General features: G+C 50.9%; 28 protein-coding genes. 5 read left to right on the top strand and 23 right to left on the bottom strand.

Features of this window, described 5'->3' with window-relative positions; translation table 11 throughout:
• Positions 1–111: 111 nt before the first annotated feature.
• The 5 genes from CRP01_RS21320 to CRP01_RS42385 all read left to right on the top strand — a co-directional run bounded on the left by CRP01_RS21320 (position 112) and on the right by CRP01_RS42385 (position 8,900).
• Positions 112–3,225, top strand: coding sequence for a SusC/RagA family TonB-linked outer membrane protein (locus tag CRP01_RS21320; protein ID WP_099152128.1), 3,114 nt, complete (start codon positions 112–114; stop codon positions 3,223–3,225).
• 57 nt (positions 3,226–3,282) lie between these two features.
• Positions 3,283–5,058, top strand: a complete 1,776-nt coding sequence (locus CRP01_RS21315; RefSeq protein ID WP_099152127.1) for a RagB/SusD family nutrient uptake outer membrane protein — start codon at positions 3,283–3,285, stop codon at positions 5,056–5,058.
• A gap of 227 nt (positions 5,059–5,285) precedes the next feature.
• Complete coding sequence (locus CRP01_RS21310; protein ID WP_099152126.1) at positions 5,286–6,848, top strand: sulfatase family protein; 1,563 nt, start codon at positions 5,286–5,288, stop codon at positions 6,846–6,848.
• Positions 6,849–6,855: 7 nt separating this feature from the next.
• Positions 6,856–8,487 (top strand): right-handed parallel beta-helix repeat-containing protein, encoded by a 1,632-nt coding sequence (locus tag CRP01_RS21305; RefSeq protein ID WP_099152125.1) that lies wholly within the window; start codon positions 6,856–6,858, stop codon positions 8,485–8,487.
• A gap of 269 nt (positions 8,488–8,756) precedes the next feature.
• The gene (locus tag CRP01_RS42385; protein ID WP_170110482.1) at positions 8,757–8,900 is read left to right on the top strand and encodes a hypothetical protein; all 144 of its coding nucleotides are present in this window, start codon (positions 8,757–8,759) and stop codon (positions 8,898–8,900) included.
• A gap of 71 nt (positions 8,901–8,971) precedes the next feature.
• On the opposite strand, the gene rplQ is transcribed toward CRP01_RS42385, so the two are convergent.
• The 23 genes from rplQ to rpsC all read right to left on the bottom strand — a co-directional run bounded on the left by rplQ (position 8,972) and on the right by rpsC (position 22,539).
• Entirely contained in the window at positions 8,972–9,481 is a 510-nt protein-coding gene (gene rplQ / locus CRP01_RS21300) for a 50S ribosomal protein L17 (RefSeq protein WP_099152124.1), read from the bottom strand.
• Between the two features lie 227 nt (positions 9,482–9,708).
• Positions 9,709–10,707 (bottom strand): DNA-directed RNA polymerase subunit alpha, encoded by a 999-nt coding sequence (locus CRP01_RS21295; protein WP_099152123.1) that lies wholly within the window; start codon positions 10,705–10,707, stop codon positions 9,709–9,711.
• A 120-nt stretch (positions 10,708–10,827) separates the two neighbouring features.
• On the bottom strand, positions 10,828–11,439 hold the full coding sequence (gene rpsD, locus CRP01_RS21290) for a 30S ribosomal protein S4 (RefSeq protein WP_099152122.1): 612 nt from the start codon (positions 11,437–11,439) through the stop codon (positions 10,828–10,830).
• 41 nt (positions 11,440–11,480) lie between these two features.
• Entirely contained in the window at positions 11,481–11,876 is a 396-nt protein-coding gene (gene rpsK / locus CRP01_RS21285; RefSeq protein ID WP_099152121.1) for a 30S ribosomal protein S11, read from the bottom strand.
• 47 nt (positions 11,877–11,923) lie between these two features.
• Positions 11,924–12,301 (bottom strand): 30S ribosomal protein S13, encoded by a 378-nt coding sequence (rpsM, locus tag CRP01_RS21280; protein WP_099152120.1) that lies wholly within the window; start codon positions 12,299–12,301, stop codon positions 11,924–11,926.
• Positions 12,302–12,369: 68 nt separating this feature from the next.
• On the bottom strand, positions 12,370–12,486 hold the full coding sequence (gene ykgO, locus CRP01_RS21275) for a type B 50S ribosomal protein L36 (RefSeq protein ID WP_099152216.1): 117 nt from the start codon (positions 12,484–12,486) through the stop codon (positions 12,370–12,372).
• A 69-nt stretch (positions 12,487–12,555) separates the two neighbouring features.
• Positions 12,556–12,774: a translation initiation factor IF-1 gene (gene infA / locus CRP01_RS21270; RefSeq protein WP_099152119.1), complete on the bottom strand. Its 219-nt coding sequence runs from the start codon at positions 12,772–12,774 to the stop codon at positions 12,556–12,558.
• Positions 12,775–12,878: 104 nt separating this feature from the next.
• Positions 12,879–13,712 carry a type I methionyl aminopeptidase gene (map, locus tag CRP01_RS21265; RefSeq protein WP_099152118.1) on the bottom strand — a complete coding sequence of 278 codons (834 nt, stop codon included), beginning with the start codon at positions 13,710–13,712 and terminating at the stop codon, positions 12,879–12,881.
• 202 nt (positions 13,713–13,914) lie between these two features.
• Positions 13,915–15,288 (bottom strand): preprotein translocase subunit SecY, encoded by a 1,374-nt coding sequence (gene secY, locus CRP01_RS21260; RefSeq protein ID WP_099152117.1) that lies wholly within the window; start codon positions 15,286–15,288, stop codon positions 13,915–13,917.
• An 8-nt stretch (positions 15,289–15,296) separates the two neighbouring features.
• The gene (gene rplO, locus CRP01_RS21255; protein WP_099152116.1) at positions 15,297–15,743 is read right to left on the bottom strand and encodes a 50S ribosomal protein L15; all 447 of its coding nucleotides are present in this window, start codon (positions 15,741–15,743) and stop codon (positions 15,297–15,299) included.
• A 114-nt stretch (positions 15,744–15,857) separates the two neighbouring features.
• Positions 15,858–16,037 (bottom strand): 50S ribosomal protein L30, encoded by a 180-nt coding sequence (rpmD, locus tag CRP01_RS21250; RefSeq protein WP_099152115.1) that lies wholly within the window; start codon positions 16,035–16,037, stop codon positions 15,858–15,860.
• A 49-nt stretch (positions 16,038–16,086) separates the two neighbouring features.
• Positions 16,087–16,605, bottom strand: a complete 519-nt coding sequence (gene rpsE, locus CRP01_RS21245) for a 30S ribosomal protein S5 (protein ID WP_099152114.1) — start codon at positions 16,603–16,605, stop codon at positions 16,087–16,089.
• Positions 16,606–16,667: 62 nt separating this feature from the next.
• A complete protein-coding gene (gene rplR / locus CRP01_RS21240) occupies positions 16,668–17,021 on the bottom strand; it encodes a 50S ribosomal protein L18 (RefSeq protein WP_099152113.1) in 354 nt (117 codons plus the stop codon).
• A 149-nt stretch (positions 17,022–17,170) separates the two neighbouring features.
• Positions 17,171–17,725 carry a 50S ribosomal protein L6 gene (gene rplF, locus CRP01_RS21235; RefSeq protein ID WP_099152112.1) on the bottom strand — a complete coding sequence of 185 codons (555 nt, stop codon included), beginning with the start codon at positions 17,723–17,725 and terminating at the stop codon, positions 17,171–17,173.
• Positions 17,726–17,754: 29 nt separating this feature from the next.
• A complete protein-coding gene (gene rpsH / locus CRP01_RS21230; RefSeq protein ID WP_099152111.1) occupies positions 17,755–18,165 on the bottom strand; it encodes a 30S ribosomal protein S8 in 411 nt (136 codons plus the stop codon).
• Positions 18,166–18,445: 280 nt separating this feature from the next.
• Entirely contained in the window at positions 18,446–18,715 is a 270-nt protein-coding gene (rpsN, locus tag CRP01_RS21225; RefSeq protein ID WP_099152110.1) for a 30S ribosomal protein S14, read from the bottom strand.
• A 20-nt stretch (positions 18,716–18,735) separates the two neighbouring features.
• Positions 18,736–19,293: a 50S ribosomal protein L5 gene (gene rplE / locus CRP01_RS21220; RefSeq protein ID WP_099152109.1), complete on the bottom strand. Its 558-nt coding sequence runs from the start codon at positions 19,291–19,293 to the stop codon at positions 18,736–18,738.
• Positions 19,293–19,643 carry a 50S ribosomal protein L24 gene (rplX, locus tag CRP01_RS21215; RefSeq protein ID WP_099152215.1) on the bottom strand — a complete coding sequence of 117 codons (351 nt, stop codon included), beginning with the start codon at positions 19,641–19,643 and terminating at the stop codon, positions 19,293–19,295. The genes rplE and rplX overlap by 1 nt, the downstream gene beginning before the upstream one ends.
• Before the next feature lie 39 nt (positions 19,644–19,682).
• The gene (gene rplN / locus CRP01_RS21210; RefSeq protein WP_099152108.1) at positions 19,683–20,048 is read right to left on the bottom strand and encodes a 50S ribosomal protein L14; all 366 of its coding nucleotides are present in this window, start codon (positions 20,046–20,048) and stop codon (positions 19,683–19,685) included.
• 135 nt (positions 20,049–20,183) lie between these two features.
• A complete protein-coding gene (gene rpsQ, locus CRP01_RS21205) occupies positions 20,184–20,441 on the bottom strand; it encodes a 30S ribosomal protein S17 (protein ID WP_099152107.1) in 258 nt (85 codons plus the stop codon).
• A gap of 101 nt (positions 20,442–20,542) precedes the next feature.
• Positions 20,543–20,800: a 50S ribosomal protein L29 gene (rpmC, locus tag CRP01_RS21200; protein WP_099152106.1), complete on the bottom strand. Its 258-nt coding sequence runs from the start codon at positions 20,798–20,800 to the stop codon at positions 20,543–20,545.
• A 95-nt stretch (positions 20,801–20,895) separates the two neighbouring features.
• Complete coding sequence (rplP, locus tag CRP01_RS21195; protein ID WP_099152105.1) at positions 20,896–21,315, bottom strand: 50S ribosomal protein L16; 420 nt, start codon at positions 21,313–21,315, stop codon at positions 20,896–20,898.
• A 459-nt stretch (positions 21,316–21,774) separates the two neighbouring features.
• Complete coding sequence (gene rpsC, locus CRP01_RS21190; RefSeq protein WP_099152104.1) at positions 21,775–22,539, bottom strand: 30S ribosomal protein S3; 765 nt, start codon at positions 22,537–22,539, stop codon at positions 21,775–21,777.
• Positions 22,540–22,595 lie beyond the last annotated feature (56 nt).

Raw genomic sequence — 22,595 nt, 5'->3', positions numbered from 1 at the left:
TTTATTCGCAATTTTACCCTAGGATCAAAATTAAATTTTGGAACCCAACTTGTTTCATCGCTTATGAAATGAAGCAAGGACATCATTTTACACAATCAAAAGTTCTGGATTATGAAGCAATTTAACAACTTAAAACACCTGCTGCTGCTGGTCGGGCTGTTGCTCACTTCCGCCGCCTTCGCGCAACAACGGGTGACCGGGCAGGTGAGTGACGAAGCCGGCACGCCCCTGATCGGAGTAAACGTATTGGAGGTCGGCACCTCCAACGGTACCGTCACGGACCTGGACGGCAACTACTCGCTGCAGGTTGGAGCTGATGCTCAACTGGCCATCAGCTATACCGGTTATCAAGCTCAGCAACTAGCGGTAAATAACCAAAGTGTGATCAACGTCACGATGGTTGAAGGCGCCGTGCTGGACGAAGTAGTGGTGATCGGATACGGTACCGAAAAGAAAATCAACCTTACCGGCTCGGTAGCCACCATCGGCACCGAAGAATTAACGGCCGTACCGGTGGCCAGTACCTCCGGTCTGCTGACCGGTCGTTTTCCCGGCGTGATCACCAACCAGTCTTCCGGCCTTCCGGGAAGTGATGCCACCACCATCCGGATCCGGGGTTTCGCCGGCGAACCGCTGGTGCTCGTGGACGGAGTACAGGTCAGTGGCGGACTGGACCGTATTGACCCGAACGATATTGAAAGTATTTCCGTTCTCAAGGATGCTTCGGCCGCAGTCTACGGATCCCGGGCCGGTAACGGGGTGATCCTGGTGACGACCAAACGTGGTAAAGCCGGACCTCCTCAGCTATCCTACGACGGAAGTTTTACCGTGCAGGAAGCCACTTCTTTCCTCGAACCGGTCGGAGCGGCCGATCTGGCCCAATTGATGCGGGAAGCGGATCTACTGGATACCGGTGATGCCGATGCTACTTTTACCGCGGAAGATGTGGAGAATTATCGCGTCGGTGCCCCAGGATACGAGGGAGGCGACTGGCGAAATGCACTGATCGACAACTTTGCACCCATGCAACAGCATAGTCTCAAAGCCTCCGGCGGATCGGATCACGTCCGATATTTCACCTCCGTGGGCTATACCCAGCAGGAAAGCTATTTCCGCAGTAGAGACTACGATTACAACCGGTTTAACGCCCGGTCAAATATTGATGTTAGCGTCAATGAGAACCTGAGCTTTCAGATCGACCTTTCCTACCGGGTTGATAACCGGGACCGGGCCGCAGGAGACGTCAACACCATCTTTAACGAATTAGGGACCGCCCAGTCGACCGAGCCGACCGAATTACCGGATCCGGATTTTCTGGCGTGGTCGGGTTTTCTGCAAAGACAGCCGATTGCCCTCTCTACTCGCGATATCGTCGGTTTCCGGGACAGAAGGGATGATACCTTCCGTGGCAAATTGGGACTGTCCTACAAAATCCCGTTCATTGAAGGGATGAGACTGAGAACGGAGATCAACACCGAATTGCTCCAGCAATCCATTAAGACGTTCAGAAAACCGTTTGAAGTATTTGACTATGAGCCTTCATCCGGAGCCTACATCAGTCAGGGTACCAGCGGAGCCGTGAGTACGGTCTCTGACTACCAGTTCAGAAGACAGCAGATCTATCCATTGATTGCGCTGGAATACAACCGGAACTTTGGCGATCACGACTTCAAATTCCTGGCCCTGGCCGAGCAGATCACCCGGAAGGAAAGTAGTGTATCCGCCCAGCGGAACGATCTTTTGACCACGGCTATTCCCGAGTTGTTCACCGGCTCGCAGGACTTTCAGTTTGCTAATGGTGGCTCCTTTGCCGATATCGGTCGTAAGAGTGTGGTCGGACGTTTGAATTACTCCTTTAAGAACCGTTATCTTTTTGAAGCAGCTTTCCGGGCCGACGGCAACGTACTATTTGCGCCGCAGACCCGTTGGGGATATTTCCCGAGCTTCTCTGCCGGTTGGGTCATTTCCCGCGAGCCTTTCATGGCCGGGTCCAACCTGTTTGACAACCTGAAAGTGCGTGCTTCCTATTCACAACTCGGAGACGATTCGGCCAACGGTTTGAATGGTTTCGATTACCTTACCGGTTACCAGCAGGGTGGTATTTACATCCTGGGGAACAATGCCAGTCAGCCGAGGATCAGTACCCTGGGGCTAGCCAATCCGGCTCTCACCTGGGAGGAGATCACGCTTTACAATTTCGGATTGGAGGCGTCTTTCCTCGAAGGCCGGTTGCGGGTAGAAGCCGATGTATTTTACCGGAATCGCGAAGGCCTGCTTGGACAGAACCTGCGGGATATCCCCAGTACCTTCGGTGCCAACCTGCCGCTGGTGAACCTCAACTCCCGCAACAACCGCGGTATCGAGATGATGGTCGCTTACCAGCAAAGGATCGGGGAAGCGCGACTTACCATTTCGCCCAACTTCACCTTCGCCCGTGCCAAATGGGGAGATGTATTCGATCAGGAAGATTTTGACGATCCGGATCAGCTCCGTATCAACGGCCGTTCCGGTCAGTGGGTCAACCGCAATTTCGGCTACGCTACCGACGGTATTTTTATGAGTCAGGAAGAAATTGACGGCCACCCGATCGATCAGGACCAGGCCGGTAACTCAACGCTTCGCCCGGGTGATATCAAATACATCGACCAGAATGGCGACGGTGTGATCGATTTCCGCGACCAGGAAGTGATCGCATTTGCCGACGGTAATCCCGAACTGGTCTACGGCCTCAGCTTAGGGTTCACCTATAAGAATTTCGGTATCAGTACACTGTTGCAGGGAGCTTCCCGCTTCAGTATCCGCATCAGTGGGAACGCGCAGACCATGTTCAGCAACTTCTCCACGCCGCTGGTCTACCACCGGGACCTGCGCTGGCAGCCGGATCCCAATGATCCGACGGTCAACATCAATCCCAACGCGGCCCTCCCCGCAGCCACGACCTCTCCGGGCGCTAATAACAGCCGGAATAATGACATCTTCCGCCGGGACGTGACCTACCTGCGGCTGAAGAATGTGAACATTTACTACAATCTGCCGACGGGTGTTACTTCCCGGGTAGGGATCAGTAATGTGCAGTTATACGCGGCGGGTCTGAACCTGTTCACCGTTTCCAGCCTAGGCATTTTCAAAAACTCCTTCGACCCCGAGGAAGCCACGGCGGGCAATCCATCCAGGAATATTCCTATTACCCGGAATTTCACCGGTGGACTGAGAATTACTTTTTAAGCAGCTGAATAGTCTTGACCTATCGTGAACCACGACTATTGATCAAAAAAATAACTAATGAAAAATATAAAATTCATCTTGCTGTGCTTCCTGGTGTGGAGTACCGCTTGTGAGAATGCTTTCGATCTCGAGCCCAGTACCATAATTTCGGAAGACCTGGTCTTCGAGGATGCATCCCTCGCCAATGCCTATCTGGCGGAATTGTACGCCGATGCCAACTTTTTTGAGGAAGGTGGGCAAAGCAACCTGAACATCAACCTGATCAATGCTTTCGGCGGTGAGAGCCGCAACTTTGCGCCCTGGCAGGGGCCCTTCGGTCAGGTAGTTGGTCCGGTATTCGATGAGAACGGTGCGGGGATCCTTTCCTACTGGCCGTACAATCACATCCGTCAGTGCAATGTGTTTATTGAAAAATTGCCGCAATCCGCAACGCTGGACCGGGACTATGTGAACGTGCGCGTTGCGGAAGCTCGCTTTATCCGGGCCTTCGCTTACTTCGAAATGGCTAAACGCTACGGTGGGGTACCCATTGTGACCCGGGCCCTGCCGATCGACGCTTCGGAAGCCGAATTATTCGTAGCCCGGAATTCTGAAAAAGAAGTTTACGATTTCATCGGTTCGGAAATGGACGAGATCGCGGCTATTCTCCCGGATCAGGCCGACCTGAACGGCCGGGTTGACCGGTGGACGGCTCTTTCCCTAAAAAGCCGGGCAATGTTGTACGCCGCGAGTATTGCGCAGTTCGGCACGGAACAACTGAATGGCCTGCTTGGCTTTCCCGCTTCCGACGCCACCGGCTATTACCAGCAATCGCTGGACGCTTCCCGGACGATTATTGAAGAAGGCCCATTCTCCCTGTACCGGGAAAAAGAAGATCCGGTCCAGAATTTCACCGATCTGTTTGTTGACGATACCGATAACCCGGAAGTGATCTTCGCGGAGATCTACGATGTGGAGACCGGTAAACAACACCGCTGGGACAATTTCGCCCACCCGGATGGTTTCGGTTTCGGCTGGAATTCCAATTTCCCCGTCTATCTGGAAAAACTGGAGCTGTTTGATTTTGTAGACGGTAGTTCCGGGATGGTAGACCGTTCGATATACGACGGAGAAACGCCCATCGATCCCGATTGGTTCTTCGGCCAACGGGACCCGAGAATGCGGGCATCTATTTCCTATCCGGGGATGCCCTGGCGCGGCACCAGAGCTTATTACCACCGCGGCACCTATTACACCGACGCGAACGGAGAGCGCAAATACTCTACAGCCACCGGCTTCATTATTCCCGGTTCCGATGACTGGCCCGGGGCGGGAGCCGCCCGGAATCGCAACGCTGCCGTTACCAGTTTACAGATCCGCAAACGCCTGGACGAGAACCTGGCAGATACCGGTTTGGGCTCCAGCACCGATCTGTACGAATTCCGTCTGGGAGAGATCATGCTCAACTACATTGAAGCGGCTTTCTACCTGGGTGACCCCAACGGAGATATGGCTACGATCCTGAACGATGAGATCCGGGACCGGGCCGGTATGCCCCCGATCATGGATATCACCGAGGAGCGTATCCGGCAGGAACGCCGGGTTGAACTGGCTTTTGAAGACCACGTCTTCTGGGATCTGCGGAGATGGCGGATCGCGGTGGAAGAACTGGATCAAAAAGTGAAACACCGCTTCCACTGGGATTACGACTACGATACCGGCATGTATTACGCCGAGATCGCCGATGGTGACCGGGGCCGGGTAAGAACCCATCCGGAAAGAAATTATTACTACGCACTGGGGCTGGGCCGGATCGCAGATAATCCGAACCTGGCGGAAAATCCAGGGTATTGATCAACGATCCAGCGGGCTTCGGGGATCATCCGGTAAAATTTTATCTGCCGATGCCCGGTGGAGATTAATTGCTTCGTAAGCCACAGCAGGCTTCAGAGCCCGGGAAGGCTAACGCTTTCCCGGCTCTTTAACCTCCTTCCGATACGTACAAACAAAACCAAGACGAGCTGTAGCCTTCCGTTGATGCCTCCGGTGTCCGGGGTGCGGACAGCCAAATCCAACTTATCATGTCCGGAAAAAAAGTTTTTTGTGTGCTCCCGGTCATCGGGGCCATTTGCCTGTTCTTTGCCTGTGGGCAAGCTCCCCCTGAAAGCAGTAGTGGATCGGAACCACTGCCCAACATCGTGCTGATCTATGTAGATGATCTGGGATACGGCGATGTTGGTGCCTACGGCGCCAGTGGAGTGTCTACTCCCAATATTGATTTTCTGGCGCAGAACGGATTGAGATTTACCGATGCGCATTGCTCCGCCGCCACCTGTACGCCGTCCCGCTATGCACTCCTGACGGGTCGCTACGCTTTCCGCAAGGAAGCCGCCGTGCTGCCGGGTAATGCTCCGCTGCTGATCGATACGGCAACCTCTACCCTGGCCGGTATGCTCAAAGGAGCAGGCTATACCACCGGAGTAGTCGGGAAATGGCACCTGGGGCTCGGCGACGGTTTTCTCGACTGGAACCAGGCCATTAAACCCGGACCACTCGAACTGGGCTTTGACTATTCCTTTCTGATCCCCTCTACCGGAGATCGCGTGCCCTCGGTATACGTCGAAAATCACCGTGTAGTCAATCTCAATGCCGATGACCCGATCACCGTGAGTTACCGCCAACCGGTCGGTGATCGCCCCACCGGGGATACCCATCCGGAATTGCGCCGCATGGTCGCAGACCCCCAGCACAACAAGACCATAGTGAACGGAATAAGCCGGATCGGCTACATGGAAGGTGGAGAATCTGCCCTGTGGACCGATGAAGAATTTCCGGATATACTGAATGGCAAAGCCGGTAATTTTATAGCGGAAAACCGCGATCAACCGTTTTTCCTATACTACTCCTTCCACGACATTCACGTACCCCGTTTACCTAATCCCCGTTTTGTGGGAAAAAGCAGCATGGGCCCGCGGGGAGATGCCATCGTTCAGACCGACTGGATGACCGGACAGATCATTAAAAAACTCGACGCTCTGGGGCTAAGCGAAAACACCATTATTCTGTTCACCAGCGATAACGGCCCCGTACTTAATGACGGCTACGAAGATCAGGCTGTTGAATTGCTGGGCGACCATCAACCGGCCGGCCCCTATCGCGGCGGAAAATACAGTGCCTACGAAGCCGGCACCCGGGTACCCATGATCGCCTACTGGCCGGGCACGATCAAAGCCGGGACCAGCAATGCCCTCTTCGGGCAGATCGACATCTACGCTTCCCTTGCGGGCCTGGCCGGGCAACAACTGAGCCGGGAAGAAGCTATCGATAGTAAAGACCATCTGCCGGTGCTACTCGGAAAAGCCCAAAGCGGCCGGGAAATGCTGGTCGAAGAATCCCTGACCATCTCCCTGCGGGAAGGTAACTGGAAGTACATTCGCCCCTTTGGCAAGAACGATCCCGCCTGGATCACCGAAAAAGGCATTGAAGGCGGATTCCGGGTAGAACCTCAACTCTACCAACTCCAGGATGATCCCGGTGAGACTAATAATCTGGCGGATCAATTTCCGGAACGTATCCAGGCCATGGAAGCCAAGATCCAGGAGATCGAAGCGAGAGCCAAGCGGCCGGACATGGCGATGAAATGAAAACATTATGAACAATAAACTATTTTTCTTTGCTGTCGCCATCTTGCTATCCTGTACAAGCAGTTGGGCAACCAATTACTATGTACATCCGGAGCTCGGCCGGGAGGATAATACCGGTACCAATTTGCTGTATCCCTTCCAAAGCCTGGCCCAACTCCAGGATCTCGACCTAAGTCCGGGGGACAGCATACTTCTGGCGGCGGGATATACCTTTCCGGGTACTATTGTCCTGCAGTCGGTAAAAGGGACGGAGAACGCACCGATCGTGATCAGCAGTTATACCGTTGGCAATGCGCTGGAAGATCCGAGGGCCCGAATTGACGCCCGTGGTCAGGCCAACGGCATTCTCCTCATTGATGCCGGCCACATTGTGGTACGCGACCTGATCATTGAGGCCGACGGGGGCGGTCCCTTAGCGGATTCGGATATGCGGTGCGGGGTACTGGTGCGTCCGCAAACTCCCGGCGACTACCGCAATATTAGCCTGCACCATCTGGATATCCGGAACGTATTTTACGAAGATCCGGGCATCAGCCGGGGGAAAGACGAGGTACGCACCGCCAACGGCAGTCAAAGCTACGGCTGGGGCATCCGTTTTATCAACCGGACGGAGGGGGCCGAACTCAGCGAAATACGGGTTACCGACTGCATGGTAGAGCACGTGGCCCATACCGGCATAAAATTCACCGGAAGGGATAAAAGTATCCGTAGGATCCGGCTTTACAACAATCGGGTTCTGCGCACCGGCGGACCCGGTATCCAGATGTCGGGTGTAGTGGACGGTCATATCAAGAATAATTACGTCAGCCATTCGGGCAGCCCGGACGATTCCCGGAAATGGGGCCGGGGTAGCGGCCTCTGGACCTGGGGATCATCGGAGATCATTATCGAACGCAACCATTTCCTGAACGCCAACGGGCCGGGAGATTCGGCTGGTTGCCACATTGATTTTAACTGCAATAATGTCATTGTGCAGTATAACTTCAGCGCCAACAATGCGGGAGGCTTCTGTGAGATCCTGGGCAACAACTATAATTGTGCATACCGCTACAACATCAGTGTAAACGACGGACACCGCGTGAAAGGAAAAGAAGGGGCATTTCAGGAGGGAAAGATCTTCTGGCTAAGCGGCTATCAGGGCAATAAGAATCCGCGCAAAGGCCCGTTCAACAGCTACTTTTACAACAATACGATCTACGTCAATCAGGATATCGTGGCCAAGATCGCCGTGGATAAAGCCGCTAGTGGCATCCTGATCGCCAATAATATCTTTTACATCGCCGGTGCGAGTCAGGCCGTGCTGGGTGATCAGTACCGTCCGGAGAAAGAGGGGGCCTCCAGCATCACCCACGTTAATTTTACCAACAACCTGTATCTGAGTCCGGGCAACTGGCCAGAAAAGGTCCTCATCCAGGATACAGCTCCGAAGATCGGGAATCCCGGCTTTCACCATGCCGGTGGTTTAAATATCACAGACTACATACCGGCCAATACCGCCATCATCGATCGTCAAGGTATTCCCATCCAGCCGCTTACTAACGATACTATCGGGCTCTACATCGGGCTGCAGCCGGAAACGGACATACTAGGCAATCCGAATGGAGATCGACCGGACCTGGGAGCCATAGCGGTACATTAGCACCATTAGCGGTTCTTCTTCCAACTCAATCTTAAAAGTTTTCTGGATAATTAGTACAAAGTTCCAACGGGCATGGATCCCGTTGGAACTTTGTAGTACCCTATGATCCACTACTCCACCCTATTCCCACTTGCCAGTCAATCCACACTGCGCTATCAGTGTGATCCGTATCACTGACCGGGCCGAACAAAACCGCTTTCTTTAAGGTGGGAATTGAGTTACATCGGAGCAATCATCGTCATCAGAACATTTCAATAAAAAGCATAGCTATGGGATCCAGTAATACACTTTTGTATATCGTTGCCATTATCGTTATCGTTCACCTGCTGGCCGGCATCGGGTATTTGCTGTATAAGATCGCCGGCACCCCGGCCGGTTCTGAACCGGAAGAAAATGATCAGCCGCTTGCCTAAATGAAAAACCGGGCATCACTCGAAAGTAATGCCCGGTTTTCAGCAAATATATTTTCAGCGCAGGGCTGAGTCTATTCTTCTTCTCCTTCAGCAGCGGTGGTTGCTGCGGCAGTAGTTGCAGCGGCAGTTGCCGGTGTGCTGCTTCCGCTTCCTCCGCGACGGGTACGACGACGGCGACGTCCTCCACCTCCGGTAGATTCAGTTTTACCTCCGGTGTACACTTCGTTGAAGTCAACGAATTCGATCATAGCCGTTTCTGCGGCGTCACCTTTACGGAAACCAGTGCGTACGATGCGTACGTAACCACCCGGGCGCTCACCAACTTTGGTAGCGATCGTTCCGAAAAGTTCTTTTATGGCATCCTTGTTCTGCAGGTAGCTGAAAACTACCCGGCGGGAATGCGTGGTATTGCTTTTGGATTTGGTTACCAGCGGCTCGATGTATTGACGAAGTGCTTTCGCTTTAGCCAGCGTGGTATTGATCCGCTTGTGCGTGATCAGTGCAATAGAAAGGTTGCGCATCAGCGCTTTACGGTGAGCCGAAGTACGGCTCAGGTGGTTGTATTTTTTACCGTGTCTCATGGTAAATTATTTACGCTAAACCCACTAAATAAGAGCTCCCGTTTCCGGGACGAACAGCAGGCATGTTCTACGCCACTTATTCGGTTATGGTCGCTTTTTTGATAAAAATAAACCGGTGACAAATCCGGCTACCTACGTTAATGATGTGATGATTCGATGGTCTGATGATTCGATAACGCGAAACATGATCGCCATAACCGAATCATCAGATCGTTGAATCATCAACACTAGTCTTCTTCCAGTTTGTACTTGGACAAGTCCATTCCGAAAGTAAGACCTTTATCTTGCAGCAGCTCTTCGATCTCAACCAGAGATTTCTTACCGAAATTCCGGAATTTGAGCAGCTCGTGCGTGTCGTATCTTACCAGCTCCGCCAGGGTATTGATCTTGGCTGCTTTCAAACAGTTGTAAGCCCGTACGGAAAGATCGAGATCTTCCAGAGAAGTCTTCAACAGTTTGCGCATGTGCAGGATGTGCTCATCAACGATATTATCTTCGCGGCTGGAAGCGTCGTCGAAGGTAATGTTTTCGTCGGTGATCAGCATCAGGTGCTGGATCAGGATGCGGGAAGCTTCCTTGATCGCGTCTTCCGGGTGGATCGTTCCATCCGTTTTCACTTCGATAGAAAGTTTCTCGTAGTCGGTACGTTGTCCTACACGAGTGTTCTCGATGCGGTAGGAAACGTTTTTGATGGGCGTGTAGATCGCATCCACCGGAATTACACCGATCGGTGCATCCTTGGGCAGGTTCTCATCGGCAGGAACGTAACCGCGGCCTTTGGTAATGGTCAATTCCATTTCCAGGTTCACGAAAGGTTCCATATTACAGATAAGCAGATCCGGATTCATGATCTTGAACACATTGGTGTGCTCTTCGATATCTCCGGCCTTGAATTCTTCTTTACCACTGATCGTGAGGTATACCTTTTCATTGGCGATCTCCTCGTCGGTGATCAGTTGCTTCAGACGTACTTGCTTGAGGTTAAGTATGATGTCCACTACATCCTGCACCACGCCACGGATCGTTGAGAATTCGTGGTCTACACCGGCGATGCGGACAGCGGAAATAGCGAAACCCTCCAGAGAAGAGAGTAACACTCTACGTAGAGAGTTACCGATGGTCTGACCGAAACCAGGCTCCAGCGGTTTAAATTCGAAAAGCCCTTCAAAATCGTTAGCTTTCTGCATTACAATTTTGTCCGGCTTCTGGAAGTTCAGTATGCTCATATGGTGAGATGATCTTTTACATAAAAAAAGAGCCGATGCTCGAAAGTCCATAGCCGATAGTTCAGGCCCCCTGCGGGTGAAACACTATCGACTATGGACCTAGGATCAAGGACCGATAAATTATTTAGAGTACAGTTCGACGATCAACTGTTCGTTGATCTTCTCCGGTATTTGTTCCCGTTCGGGATAGGAGATGAATGCACCCTGCATCTTGTCCGGACTGAATTCAATCCAGGGGAATTTGCGTACGTCGGATTTGGCGCTCACATTTTCGCGAATAACGGCCATTCCCTGAGATTTACCACGTACACCAACGATATCGCCGGCGCGCAGTTCGTAGGATGGGATATTCGTTACGATGCCGTTCACTGTGATGTGACGGTGGGCAACCAACTGACGAGCGGCACGACGCGTAGGAGCGATACCCATACGGAATACCGTATTGTCCAAACGCGCTTCCAACAACTGCAGCAGTACCGTACCGGTAACCCCTTCTTTGCGGTTCGCTTTCTCAAACAGGTTACGGAACTGGCGTTCCAAAAGGCCGTAAGTATATTTAGCCTTTTGTTTTTCCATTAACTGTAGGGCATAGTCGGAACGTTGTTTTCTCCTTCTGGAGTTACCGTGTTGCCCCGGAGGATATTTCTTCTTTTCGAAGGCGCGGCTGAATCCAAAAATCTGCTCACCGAATGCTCTGGCCTTCTTAGTCTTAGGACCGGTATATCTCGCCATTTTGAATAAAAAATTTTCTGAATTTGGTAAAAGGAGCCCGTTTAGACTCTTCTTCTTTTAGGAGGACGGCAACCATTGTGAGGGATTGGAGTAACGTCCTTAATACGGGTTACTTTGATGCCGGTGCTATCAATAGCCCGGATAGCAGCCTCACGTCCGGAACCAGGACCTTTCACATAAACCTCTGCCGTACGCATACCGGCGTCGTAAGCGGTGCGTGCTGCATCGTTCGCTGCAACCTGCGCTGCGTAAGGTGTGTTTTTCTTAGATCCACGGAACCCAGCTTTACCAGCGGAAGCCCAGGAAATTACCTGGCCCTGCTTGTTGGTAAGCGTGATGATCACGTTATTGAAAGTCGCCTGGATGTATACCATCCCTTCGGAATCGACTTTTACCTTTCTCTTTTTAACTTTTTGAGTACTTCTACCTTTTGCCATTGCCTAATCAGTAGTTTAAAAATTTGACAAGCACGGTTAACCGCGGATTACTTCGTAGCTTTCTTCTTGTTCGCTACCGTCTTACGCTTACCTTTACGGGTACGGGCATTGGTCTGAGTACGCTGACCGCGAAGAGGAAGACCTCTACGGTGACGCAGACCTCTGTAACATCCGATATCCATAAGACGCTTGATATTCAGCTGAACCTCAGAACGCAGTTCACCTTCTACGGTAAACTCATCGGTGATAATGCGGGAGATCTCCCGAACATTCTCATCCGTCCACTCCTCTACTTTGAGGTTCTCATCGATTCCGGCTTTAGCCAGGATCTCTTGTGCTGAAGAGCTGCCGATACCAAAGATGTAGGTAAGGCTAATCACTCCGCGCTTGTTTCTAGGTAAATCAACACCTGCAATACGAGCCATTGCTTAATTAAAATTTGCGTGACAGAAACGTTACGACGTACGACAATACCGTAGAGGTCGTTAACGGATTATCCCTGACGTTGTTTAAACTTCGGGTTCTTCTTGTTAATGACGTAAAGCTTTCCTTTTCTTCTGACGATCTTGCAGTCAGCAGAACGTTTCTTGATTGATGCTTTAACTTTCATGTTTCCTTTATTTTCTGCGTTAAGTCGATATTCAAAGACCAGTGCAATCAAAAGCCGGTCGGGCTTTTTCTATTTGTACCGGTACGTTATCCGACCACGGGTAAGATCGTAAGGAGACATCTCCACGGCTACTTTATCGCCGGGTAGAATACGGATGTAGTTCATACGCATCTTTCCGGAAATAGTAGCTACGATCTGGTGGTCATTTTCTAGCCGCACTCTAAACATAGCGTTCGAAAGGGCTTCCTCAATGATACCGTCTTGCTTGATTAAGTTCTTTTTTGACATATCGCGATTTTCGGAGTGCAAAGATAGTGAAAATAAATGACTTAACCACACTCCGAGCTAAATTTGATCGTAATTTCTGGCACAATTCCGGATCGATACCCGGCTTAGGCCGCAATTTCTTTCAAACTCACCGCTCTCACTTCGTCGTTCTTGGCGATTTCCGCCTCGATCAGGCTGTGATCCGACAGAATATCAGCGCTTTCTCCCTTTTGGATCGCCACGGTATGCTCGTAGTGAGCCGAAGGTTTGCGATCGCGGGACAGTACCGTCCAGCCGTCTTTGGCCGTGCGAACTTCCTTGCGGCCCAGGTTCACCATCGGTTCGATGGCGATCACCAGTCCTTCCTGCAATTTGATGCCTTTTCCACGCTTGCCGTAATTCGGCACTTCCGGAGCCTCGTGCAAATTGCGTCCGATGCCGTGCCCGACCAGTTCGCGCACTACACCGTAATTGTGCTCTCTTTCCACATATTGCTGGACCGCAAAACTGATATCGCCCAGGCGATTTCCCACCGTAGCCTGATTAATGGCCTTATAGAGGGAAGTATTCGTTACCCGGCACAGTTCCATCACCTCTTCGGATACATCGCCCAGTGGGAAGGTGTAAGCGGAGTCACCGTGGAAGTTGTTCATAAACACCCCACAATCCACCGATACAATATCTCCGTCCTGGAAGACCATATCCTTGGTCGGGATACCGTGGACCACCTGCTCATTTACCGACACACACAAAGTGGCCGGAAAGCCGTTGTAGCCTTTAAACGCAGGAACCGCTCCATGATCACGGATCAACTCTTCCGCTACCCGGTCGATCTGATCGCCGGTCATTCCCGGACGGATCATACTTCCTACCTGCGCCAGTGCCTTACACACCAGCAAACAGCTTTCGCGGATCAATTCAATCTCTTCCTGTGTTTTATAATAGACTACTCCTGCCATAATTAGTATGAGAGATGAGGAACAGGAAAATATTTTCCCCGATCCGTAATTTATACAAATCAGAACGGGATAGCTCCTCCGAAAATTCGTTGAACTATCCCGTACTGATAGTTGGTGGTGTCAGCTGTCAGCAGGATCGCATCGTGTGGAACCTGTAAGTTCCACCGGCTGCGGATCTTCCGACAACGGAAACCGCAAGTAGTTACATATTGGCGCCAATCCCCTGCATTCTACTCTGGCGGCCTTGCAGACGACCGGATTTAACCAGACCGTCGTAGCGACGCATCAGCAGGTGGCTTTCAATTTGTTGCAGTGTATCGAGTACCACACCCACAAGGATCAGCAGAGAAGTACCGCCAAAGAAGGCTGCGAAAGCGATGTTCACACCGAAACCGCCGGCAAAAGCGGGCAGGATCGCAATGATACCCAGGAAGATAGATCCGGGCAGGGTGATCCGGGTAGTGATCGCATCGATGAAGTCGGCAGTTGCCTTACCCGGTTTGATACCCGGGATGAATGCATTCTGACGCTTCAGGTATTCTGCGTATTGCTGAGGATTTACCATCAAAGCGGTGTACACATAGGTGAAGACCACCACGATGAAGAAGTAAATGATGTTGTATAAGGGTGAAGTAAAGTCGTTCAGTGCCCGCAATACTCCGCTGCTTCCAGCGGTAGCCGGATCTGCTCCGAACTGGGCGATAACCCCGGGAATGAACATCAGTGCCTGAGCAAAGATGATCGGCATTACCCCCGCTGCATTCACTTTCAGAGGAATGTAGTCACGGGCGCCGGCAGCCGGCATTGCGGAGTTACCTCTACCTACCATCCGTTTGGCGAATTGGATGGGGATCCGCCGGACCCCGGTAACGATCAGCACTGTAGCCATAATGATCGCATACAGGATCGCCATTTCCAGTACGAATACCAGAGCGCCACCAGCGGCCATGCGAGAGGTCAGTTCGAAGACCAGCGCAGCCGGCAGAGAAGCGATGATACCTACCGTGATCAGCAGCGATACACCGTTGCCGATACCGCGATCGGTGATGCGCTCACCCAACCACATGGCAAATACCGTACCGGTAGAGAGGATGATAATGTTCGAGATCCAGAAAATACCTCCGGGAACGGAAGGGTCAACCGCACCCAGTCCTTTTACGTAGGACAGGTATCCACCGCCCTGTACCAGGGTAATGGCAACGGTGAGCAGACGGGTGATCTGGTTGATCTTTTTCCGTCCGGACTCTCCTTCTTTCTGCTGCAGGCGTTGGAAATACGGAACTGCAAAGCCCAGCAGCTGAATGATAATGGAGGCGGTGATATAGGGCATGATGCCCAAGGCCATAATGGAGGCATTGTTGAAAGCACCACCGGTGAAGACGTTGATCAATCCCAGCAGATCGTTGGGATTATCATTGTTGGCGATGGCCGCCTGCAGCGCAACTGGGTCTACGCCCGGGAGCACCACGAAGGAGCCAAAGCGAAATACCAGCAGCATACCAAGGGTAAAGAGGATGCGGTTACGCAACTCCTTGATTTTCCAAATGTTCTTGAGCGTGTCAATAAACCTTTTCATGGGTACAATTATACGAGATTAACAGATCCGCCAGCCTGCTCGATAGCTTCTTTTGCAGCAGCTGAACAAGCGTGTGCACTTACGGTCAGTTTTGCTTTCAGTTCACCAGTTCCCAGGATCTTTACGAGATCCCGCTTTTTGATGATTCCATTTTCAGCCAGGGTTTCCGGAGTGATCGCATCCAGATTGAACTTCTCGGCGATAGCGGCCAAGCGGTCCAGGTTGATGGGAACGTACTCCACCCGGTTCGGGCTCTTGAAGCCGATTTTCGGCAAACGCATTTGAAGCGGCATCTGACCACCCTCAAAGTTACGTTTATTTTTGTGACCTGAGCGAGATTTATCACCTTTATGTCCGCGCGTTGCAGTTCCGCCGTGTCCGGACCCTTGTCCTCTGGCGATACGCTTTCTTTTTTTAGTAGAACCCGCGGCCGGTTTTAAATTATGCAGTTCCATTTTAAAAATATTTTCCGGTGGACGGTATACGGTGGACGGTGAACGGACCTCCCAGATTGGCTGGAGAAAGAACCGTCGATCGTCTACCGTCGAGCGTCTACCTATTTAATCAATTTATACTTCTTCCACGGTAACCAGGTGGCTCACCTTTTCCACCATCCCCAGGATCTGAGGAGTAGCTTCGTGAACAACGGGCTTGTGGAGTCTTTTCAACCCCAAAGCTTCTACCGTATTTTTTTGGCGCTTCGGACGACCGATTACGCTCTTAACCTGCGTAATTTTAATCTTAGCCATAACATCCTAGATTTAAAAGCTCCCCCCGTTGCTTGGTGGCGGGAACAGATTATCCGTTAAATACTTTTTCCAGATCGATACCGCGTTGCTTGGCAACCAGCATCGGGCTTCTCAACTTAGTCAGCGCATCGATAGTCGCTTTCACTACGTTGTGAGGGTTTGACGAACCCTGAGATTTAGCCAATACGTTGTGTACACCGGCAATCTCCAAAACTGCACGCATTGCACCACCGGCGATCACACCGGTACCGTCTGCTGCCGGTTTGATCAACACTTTACCAGCGCCGTATTTACCTTTTTGTTCGTGCGGGATAGTTCCCTTGTAGATCGGCACTTTGATCAAGTTCTTCTTGGCATCATCTACCGCCTTGGAAATGGCTTCTGAAACGTCACGAGCTTTTCCCAGGCCGTGGCCTACGGTACCGTTCCCGTCACCAACTACTACAATAGCGGCGAAGCTGAAGGTACGACCACCCTTGGTCACTTTGGCTACCCGGTTGAGGTTAACCAGCTTTTCTTTTAGTTCCGTTTCAGTGGGTTTAACCCGGTTGGAAGTTCTTTTTGCCATTATCTTATAGATTGATGGGTATGTGCCTCCGAATGCGATCGGAGCTTTTACCCGAAAATTTGTTAAAATTTAAGCCCACCTTCACGAGCTCCGTCCGCCAGGGCCTTAACCCGTCCGTGGTAGAGATAACCTCCACGGTCAAATACCAGCGTTTCAACACCAGCGGCTTTCGCACGCTCGGCCAGCAACTTACCAACCGCTTTGGACTGCTCCGTTTTAGTACCGGTGTTGGCTACATCCTTATCCATAGTGGAAGCGGAAGCCAGGGTCAGACCGGCAACGTCGTCGATCAACTGGCAGTAGATTGCCCGGTTACTGCGATATACACTCAAACGGGGACGCTCGGCTGTCCCGGTGATCTTTTTACGGATCGAGTAGTGGATCTTTCTTCTTCTACCCTCTTTTGAGAATCTCATGATTATTATTCTGTTTTCAGCTTTAGTGAATGGCCGGTAAGCCAGACCCAAAGCCCCATATTTCATGAATTAAATTGCGATGTGGTGCAGTAAGGATATTGAACGGGAACCAATAGAACACGCTATCGCTTCCGCACCAGTCCGCTATATTATTTGCCCGCTGTTTTACCAGCTTTGCGACGGATCTGCTCACCTTTGAAGCGGATACCTTTTCCTTTGTAAGGTTCAGGCTTACGGAAGCTCCGGATCTTCGCAGCTACCTGGCCAACCAGCTGTTTGTCGGCGCTTTGCAGACGGATCAGCGGAGCCTTACCTTTCTCCATAGCGGTTTCAACGTTCACCTCATCGGGTACGTAGAAGTAGATGGGGTGAGAAAAACCAAGGGTCAGGATCAACAGGTTACCTTTATTCTCTACCCGGTAACCGACACCGATTACCTCCATTTCCAGGACGAAGCCGTTGGAAACTCCTTCTACCATGTTGTTGATCAGCGCGCGGCTCAGGCCGTGCAGTGACTTATGACGCTTGGAATCAGTCGGACGACTTACAGACAACTCCCCGTCTTCCACATTAACGGATAGATCCGGGTTCAGCTGCTGCTGCAGTTCACCTTTTGGGCCTTTAACGGTCACCAGATTACCTTTACTGATATCAACCTGTACGCCGTTGGGGATCGAAATGGGTGCGTTTCCTACTCTAGACATGATAAATAAGTTTTAATCTGGTCCAACAATTAATAAATGTAACAAAGCACCTCTCCACCTACATTGGCTTCGCGAGCCTGCTTGTCGGTCATTACACCGCGAGATGTGGAAATGATTGCAACACCGAGACCGTTAATGACGCGAGGCAGCTCATCGGCCTTGGCGTACTTACGCAGACCAGGCTTACTGATGCGGCCCATTTCCCGGATGATCGGTTTACGAGTGGAAGGATCATACTTGATGGCGATCTTGATCACGCCCTGTTTGCCTTTACCCGCTTCGTCATCAAACATATATTTCAAAATATATCCCTGATCGTAAAGGATTTCAGTCATTCTTTTTTTCAGCTTGGAAGCTGGAATCTCAACGATTCTGTGACCCGCCAGTTGTGCGTTGCGAATGCGGGTCAGATAATCAGCAATAGGATCTGTTACTGCCATGATATTATCATTACGTTAACCGGTTTTCCGAAGGAGATTTCAGGAACCTCGTCAACTTTTGAGGAAATTGCGTGGAGTAGCCGTTCGGGCGGCACTGGCATAAGCCGGCCATTACCCAGGAACGTATCTTGCTCCAGCAGTTTAATGTTATTGATTTCAATGCGACTCCGGCCCGTACAATGCCGGCCGGATGGTGCCGCTAACGAAGCTTCGATCGTTATCGATAGCTACTTGGATTCGCTACCCGGATCTCCAGGTACCGAAATTTAAGTTGCTGTGATTACCAGCTAGCTTTAGTTACTCCCGGAATTTTTCCATCCAGGGCCATTTGGCGGAACTTAACCCGGCAGAGGCCGAATTTTCTCATATATCCTTTCGGACGTCCGGTAAGCCGGCAGCGGTTGTGCAGGCGAATAGGATTGGAGTTGCGGGGCAACTTATCCAGTTCTTCCCAGCGGCCTTCCGCTTTGAGTTGTTCGCGCAGATCGGCGTACTTCTTAACTAGTCTGGCACGTTTTGCTTCGCGAGCGATCAATGATTTCCTTGCCATGAATAATTTATTTGTCGAAATTAATTTCTCTGATTCTTGAACGGCATGCCCATCATTTTGAGCAGTGCCAGTGCTTCGGCGTCGGTCTTTGCTGTAGTCACGATGGTAATATCCATACCGGTGATACGGGCCACCTTGTCCAGATCGATCTCCGGAAAGATAATCTGTTCGGTAATACCCATTGAGTAGTTACCGCGACCGTCGAAACTCTTGTCATTCACACCGCGAAAGTCCCGTACACGTGGCAGGGCAACGGTGATCAGGCGATCCAGGAATTCATACATCTGATCTTTACGTAGCGTAACGCGCGCACCGATCGTCATGTCTTCCCGAAGTTTAAAGTTCGAGACCGATTTTTTCGCCTTGGTAGGAACCGCTTTCTGGCCGGCGATGATGCTCATCTCCTGCAGTGCGTTATCCACCAGTTTTTTATCCTGAGTAGCATCACCAACACCCTGGTTGATGCATACTTTCTCAATTTTAGGAATTTCCATTACCGTCTTGTAGCCGAACTGCTCTTTGAGTGCCGGTGCTACCTCTTCGCGGTATTTTTGCTTAAGTCTGGGAGTATAACTCATTACTTAATGATTTCTCCTGATTTTTTAGAATAACGTACGATCTTGCCGTTTTCTTCTTTACGGCCAACACGAGAAGGCTCACCGGTCTTAGGATCGGACAACATCAGATTAGAGATGTGGATCGTATCGGTGATCTCGTTAATCCCGCCGGGAGCATCCTGGGTGGGTTTGCTGTGCTTTTTGCGCAGGTTAACACCATCCACAATGGCCCGGTTCTTATCGGGGATCACTTCCAGAACTTCACGAGAACGTTCTAGGTCTTTATAGGCTCCGGAAATGACGAACACTTTGTCTCCCTTCTTGATCTTCAATTTGGGAGCGAACCGTGCTGTTTTACTTTTATTTGCCATTTTTTTCTGCTTATCTACCGACAATACTGCCGGACCGTTTTATAATACCTCAGGAGCTAATGATACAATACGCATGAAATCCTTCTCGCGCAGCTCACGGGCAACCGGGCCAAAAATACGAGTACCGCGTGGCTCATCGGCAGCGTTGAGCAATACACAGGCATTGTCATCAAAACGGATGTAGGAACCATCCCGACGACGGATCTCTTTCTTGGTACGCACCACTACGGCCCGGGAAACCGTACCTTTCTTTACTCCACCCGGAGTAGCCTCCTTGACGGATACGATGATCAGATCACCGATGGAAGCGTAACGACGCTTCGAGCCGCCCAGTACGCGAATACAAAGTACTTCCTTTGCACCACTGTTATCGGCTACTTTCAGTCTGGACTCTTGCTGAATCATGACACTTTACTATTTAAAGATGCTTTATTCTACCTGCGTATAAATGTTTCCTTACAGAGGCAAGCAGGTCCATAATTAATTCGGATGCCGGTGGACGGCCGACGACCGATGGTACTTCAAGACTGCGACCAGCGCTTACTTCGCTCTTTCGATCACTTCGACCAGTCTCCAGCGCTTGCGTTTGCTCAAAGGACGAGTTTCCATGATCCGTACAGTATCACCGATGTTGCAGTCGTTCTGCTCATCGTGTGCGATGAACTTCTTGGACTTTTTCATGTACTTACCGTAGATCGGGTGCTTGATACGACGTTGCACCTCAACGGAAATGGTCTTGTCCATTTTGTTGCTCTTCACAACTCCGACTCTCGTCTTTCTAAGATTTCTTTCTTCCATTGTTTTTTATCAATTTGGGCTGATGGTCGATGGTTGAAGATTGACGGTGGGTAATGCTACCGTCTACCGTTTTGCCGTCTTCCGTCCACCAAACAAATGGTTTATTTACGGCGACGATTCCGGATCTTGGAACGTTTTGCCAATTGTTCTTCGGACATATTGGCCACTTCGCGCCGGCGGATTTCTGTTTGCAGACGAGCGATGTCGCGACGTACTTCACGCAGTACCAGTGGGTTATCCAACCCTTTTACGGCGTGGTCGAACTTGAGCTTTTGGTATTGACCCTGGGTGGTCTCCAACTCGCTTTGCAAGTCTGAATCGGAAAAATCCTGTAGCTCCAAAAATTTTTTGGTTGCCATGCTATCTTGAATTAAAAATATCAGTTAGAATAATCATCTGCAGACCCTGCGGCCTGAAATCAGAAGACTTTATCTACCTTCCGGACTCCGGTGGTTTATCCCTGATAATCAGGGCGGATCACCACTTTGGTCTGTACCGGTAGTTTTTGTGCGGCCAGGCGAAGTGCTTCGTGAGCGATCTCGCTGGATACACCATCAATTTCAAACATAATACGGCCCGGTTTTACCAGGGCTACATAGTGGTCAAGAGCACCTTTACCCTTACCCATCCGTACCTCTTGCGGCTTAGCAGTAATCGGCTTATCGGGGAAAATGCGAATCCACACTTTTCCTTCCCGCTTCATGTAACGCGTCATCGCGATACGAGCTGCTTCAATCTGGCGGTTGGTAATCCGGCCTTCATCCAGGGTCTTCAACCCAAAGCTACCGAAGGCTACCGTACTTCCGCGATGCGCCAATCCACGATTCCTACCCTTCTGCTGCTTGCGATACTTCGTTCTTTTTGGCTGTAACATTCTTAAAAAATTTAGCAGTCTTATTTACAAAAGCCGATATAATTGGGAACTTTTCTCGAAATCTGCAGATTTAAACTTTGTAAAGCAGTAAAAATCAACAACTTACGCCTCGAAATACACCCAAATCTACCTCAGCCCCCGAAAAAGCCAGGCAAAGGTACGGCATTTTATTTAAAATAACTAACTCCAGGCCGAGGAAATTCTCGACAATTCAGTATCTGGAGTATATATGATGAGGTTGAGGGGTGACGGTCGACGATTTTTGGTCGATGGTCGATGGTCGATGGTTGACGGTCGATGGTTGACGATTTGGTTGATGGTGAATGGTTTAGCATACGTTGAATTGAGCGGGTCATATCAATTATCTTACTGACTGACCGTCTACCGTACCCTACTTACCGTCCCACCGTCTACCGTACACCGTTTGCCGTCTACCTTCTACCGTGTATATACCTACGACTAACCTCTACGGTTTCCACCGCGGCCTCTTCCTCCGCCACCACGACGGTCTCCACGACCTCCGCGACGATCACCACGACCTCTTCCGCCACCGCCGGCTTCCTTCTTGGTAACGCCAACGTTCGGAGACAGATCGCGTTTGCCCAGTACTTCACCGTTACAGATCCAGACCTTCACGCCGATGATACCGTATACGGTCAGGGCTTCTTTCAGTGAATAGTCGATATCTGCGCGGAAAGTGTGCAGCGGCGTACGTCCTTCTTTATATTCTTCGGTACGCGCCATATCCGATCCGTTCAAACGACCGGCAATGCGAATTTTGATCCCTTCGGCACCGGCACGCATCGTAGACTGAATAGCCATTTTGATCGCGCGGCGATAGTTGATCCGTGCCTCCAGCTGCTTAGCGATGGATTCGGCAACGATGTTCGCATCCAGTTCCGGCTTGCGGATCTCCACGATGTTGATCTGCACATCCTTACCGGTCAGCTTTTTCAGCTCTTCGCGGATACGATCTACTTCCTGACCGCCTTTCCCGATGATGATACCCGGACGGCTGGTGTGGATGGTGATGGTAATGCGCTTGAGTGTACGCTCGATAACGATACGAGCGATACCTCCCTTGTGGATACGTGCGTGCAGATAAGTGCGGATTTTTTCATCCTCTACTACCTTATCGGCGTAGTCCTTATCAGCATACCAGTTAGACTCCCATCCGCGGATGATGCCTAAACGATTGCCGATTGGATTTGTCTTCTGACCCATATCTATGGTTGAAATTGATTGAAATTGACAAATTTAGGTATCAGGGGCAGAGGTCG

The organism is Flavilitoribacter nigricans DSM 23189 = NBRC 102662, from assembly GCF_002646595.1.
In the GTDB taxonomy this organism is placed as follows: domain Bacteria; phylum Bacteroidota; class Bacteroidia; order Chitinophagales; family Saprospiraceae; genus Flavilitoribacter; species Flavilitoribacter nigricans.
This window is presented reverse-complemented; position numbering and strand designations above follow the sequence as displayed.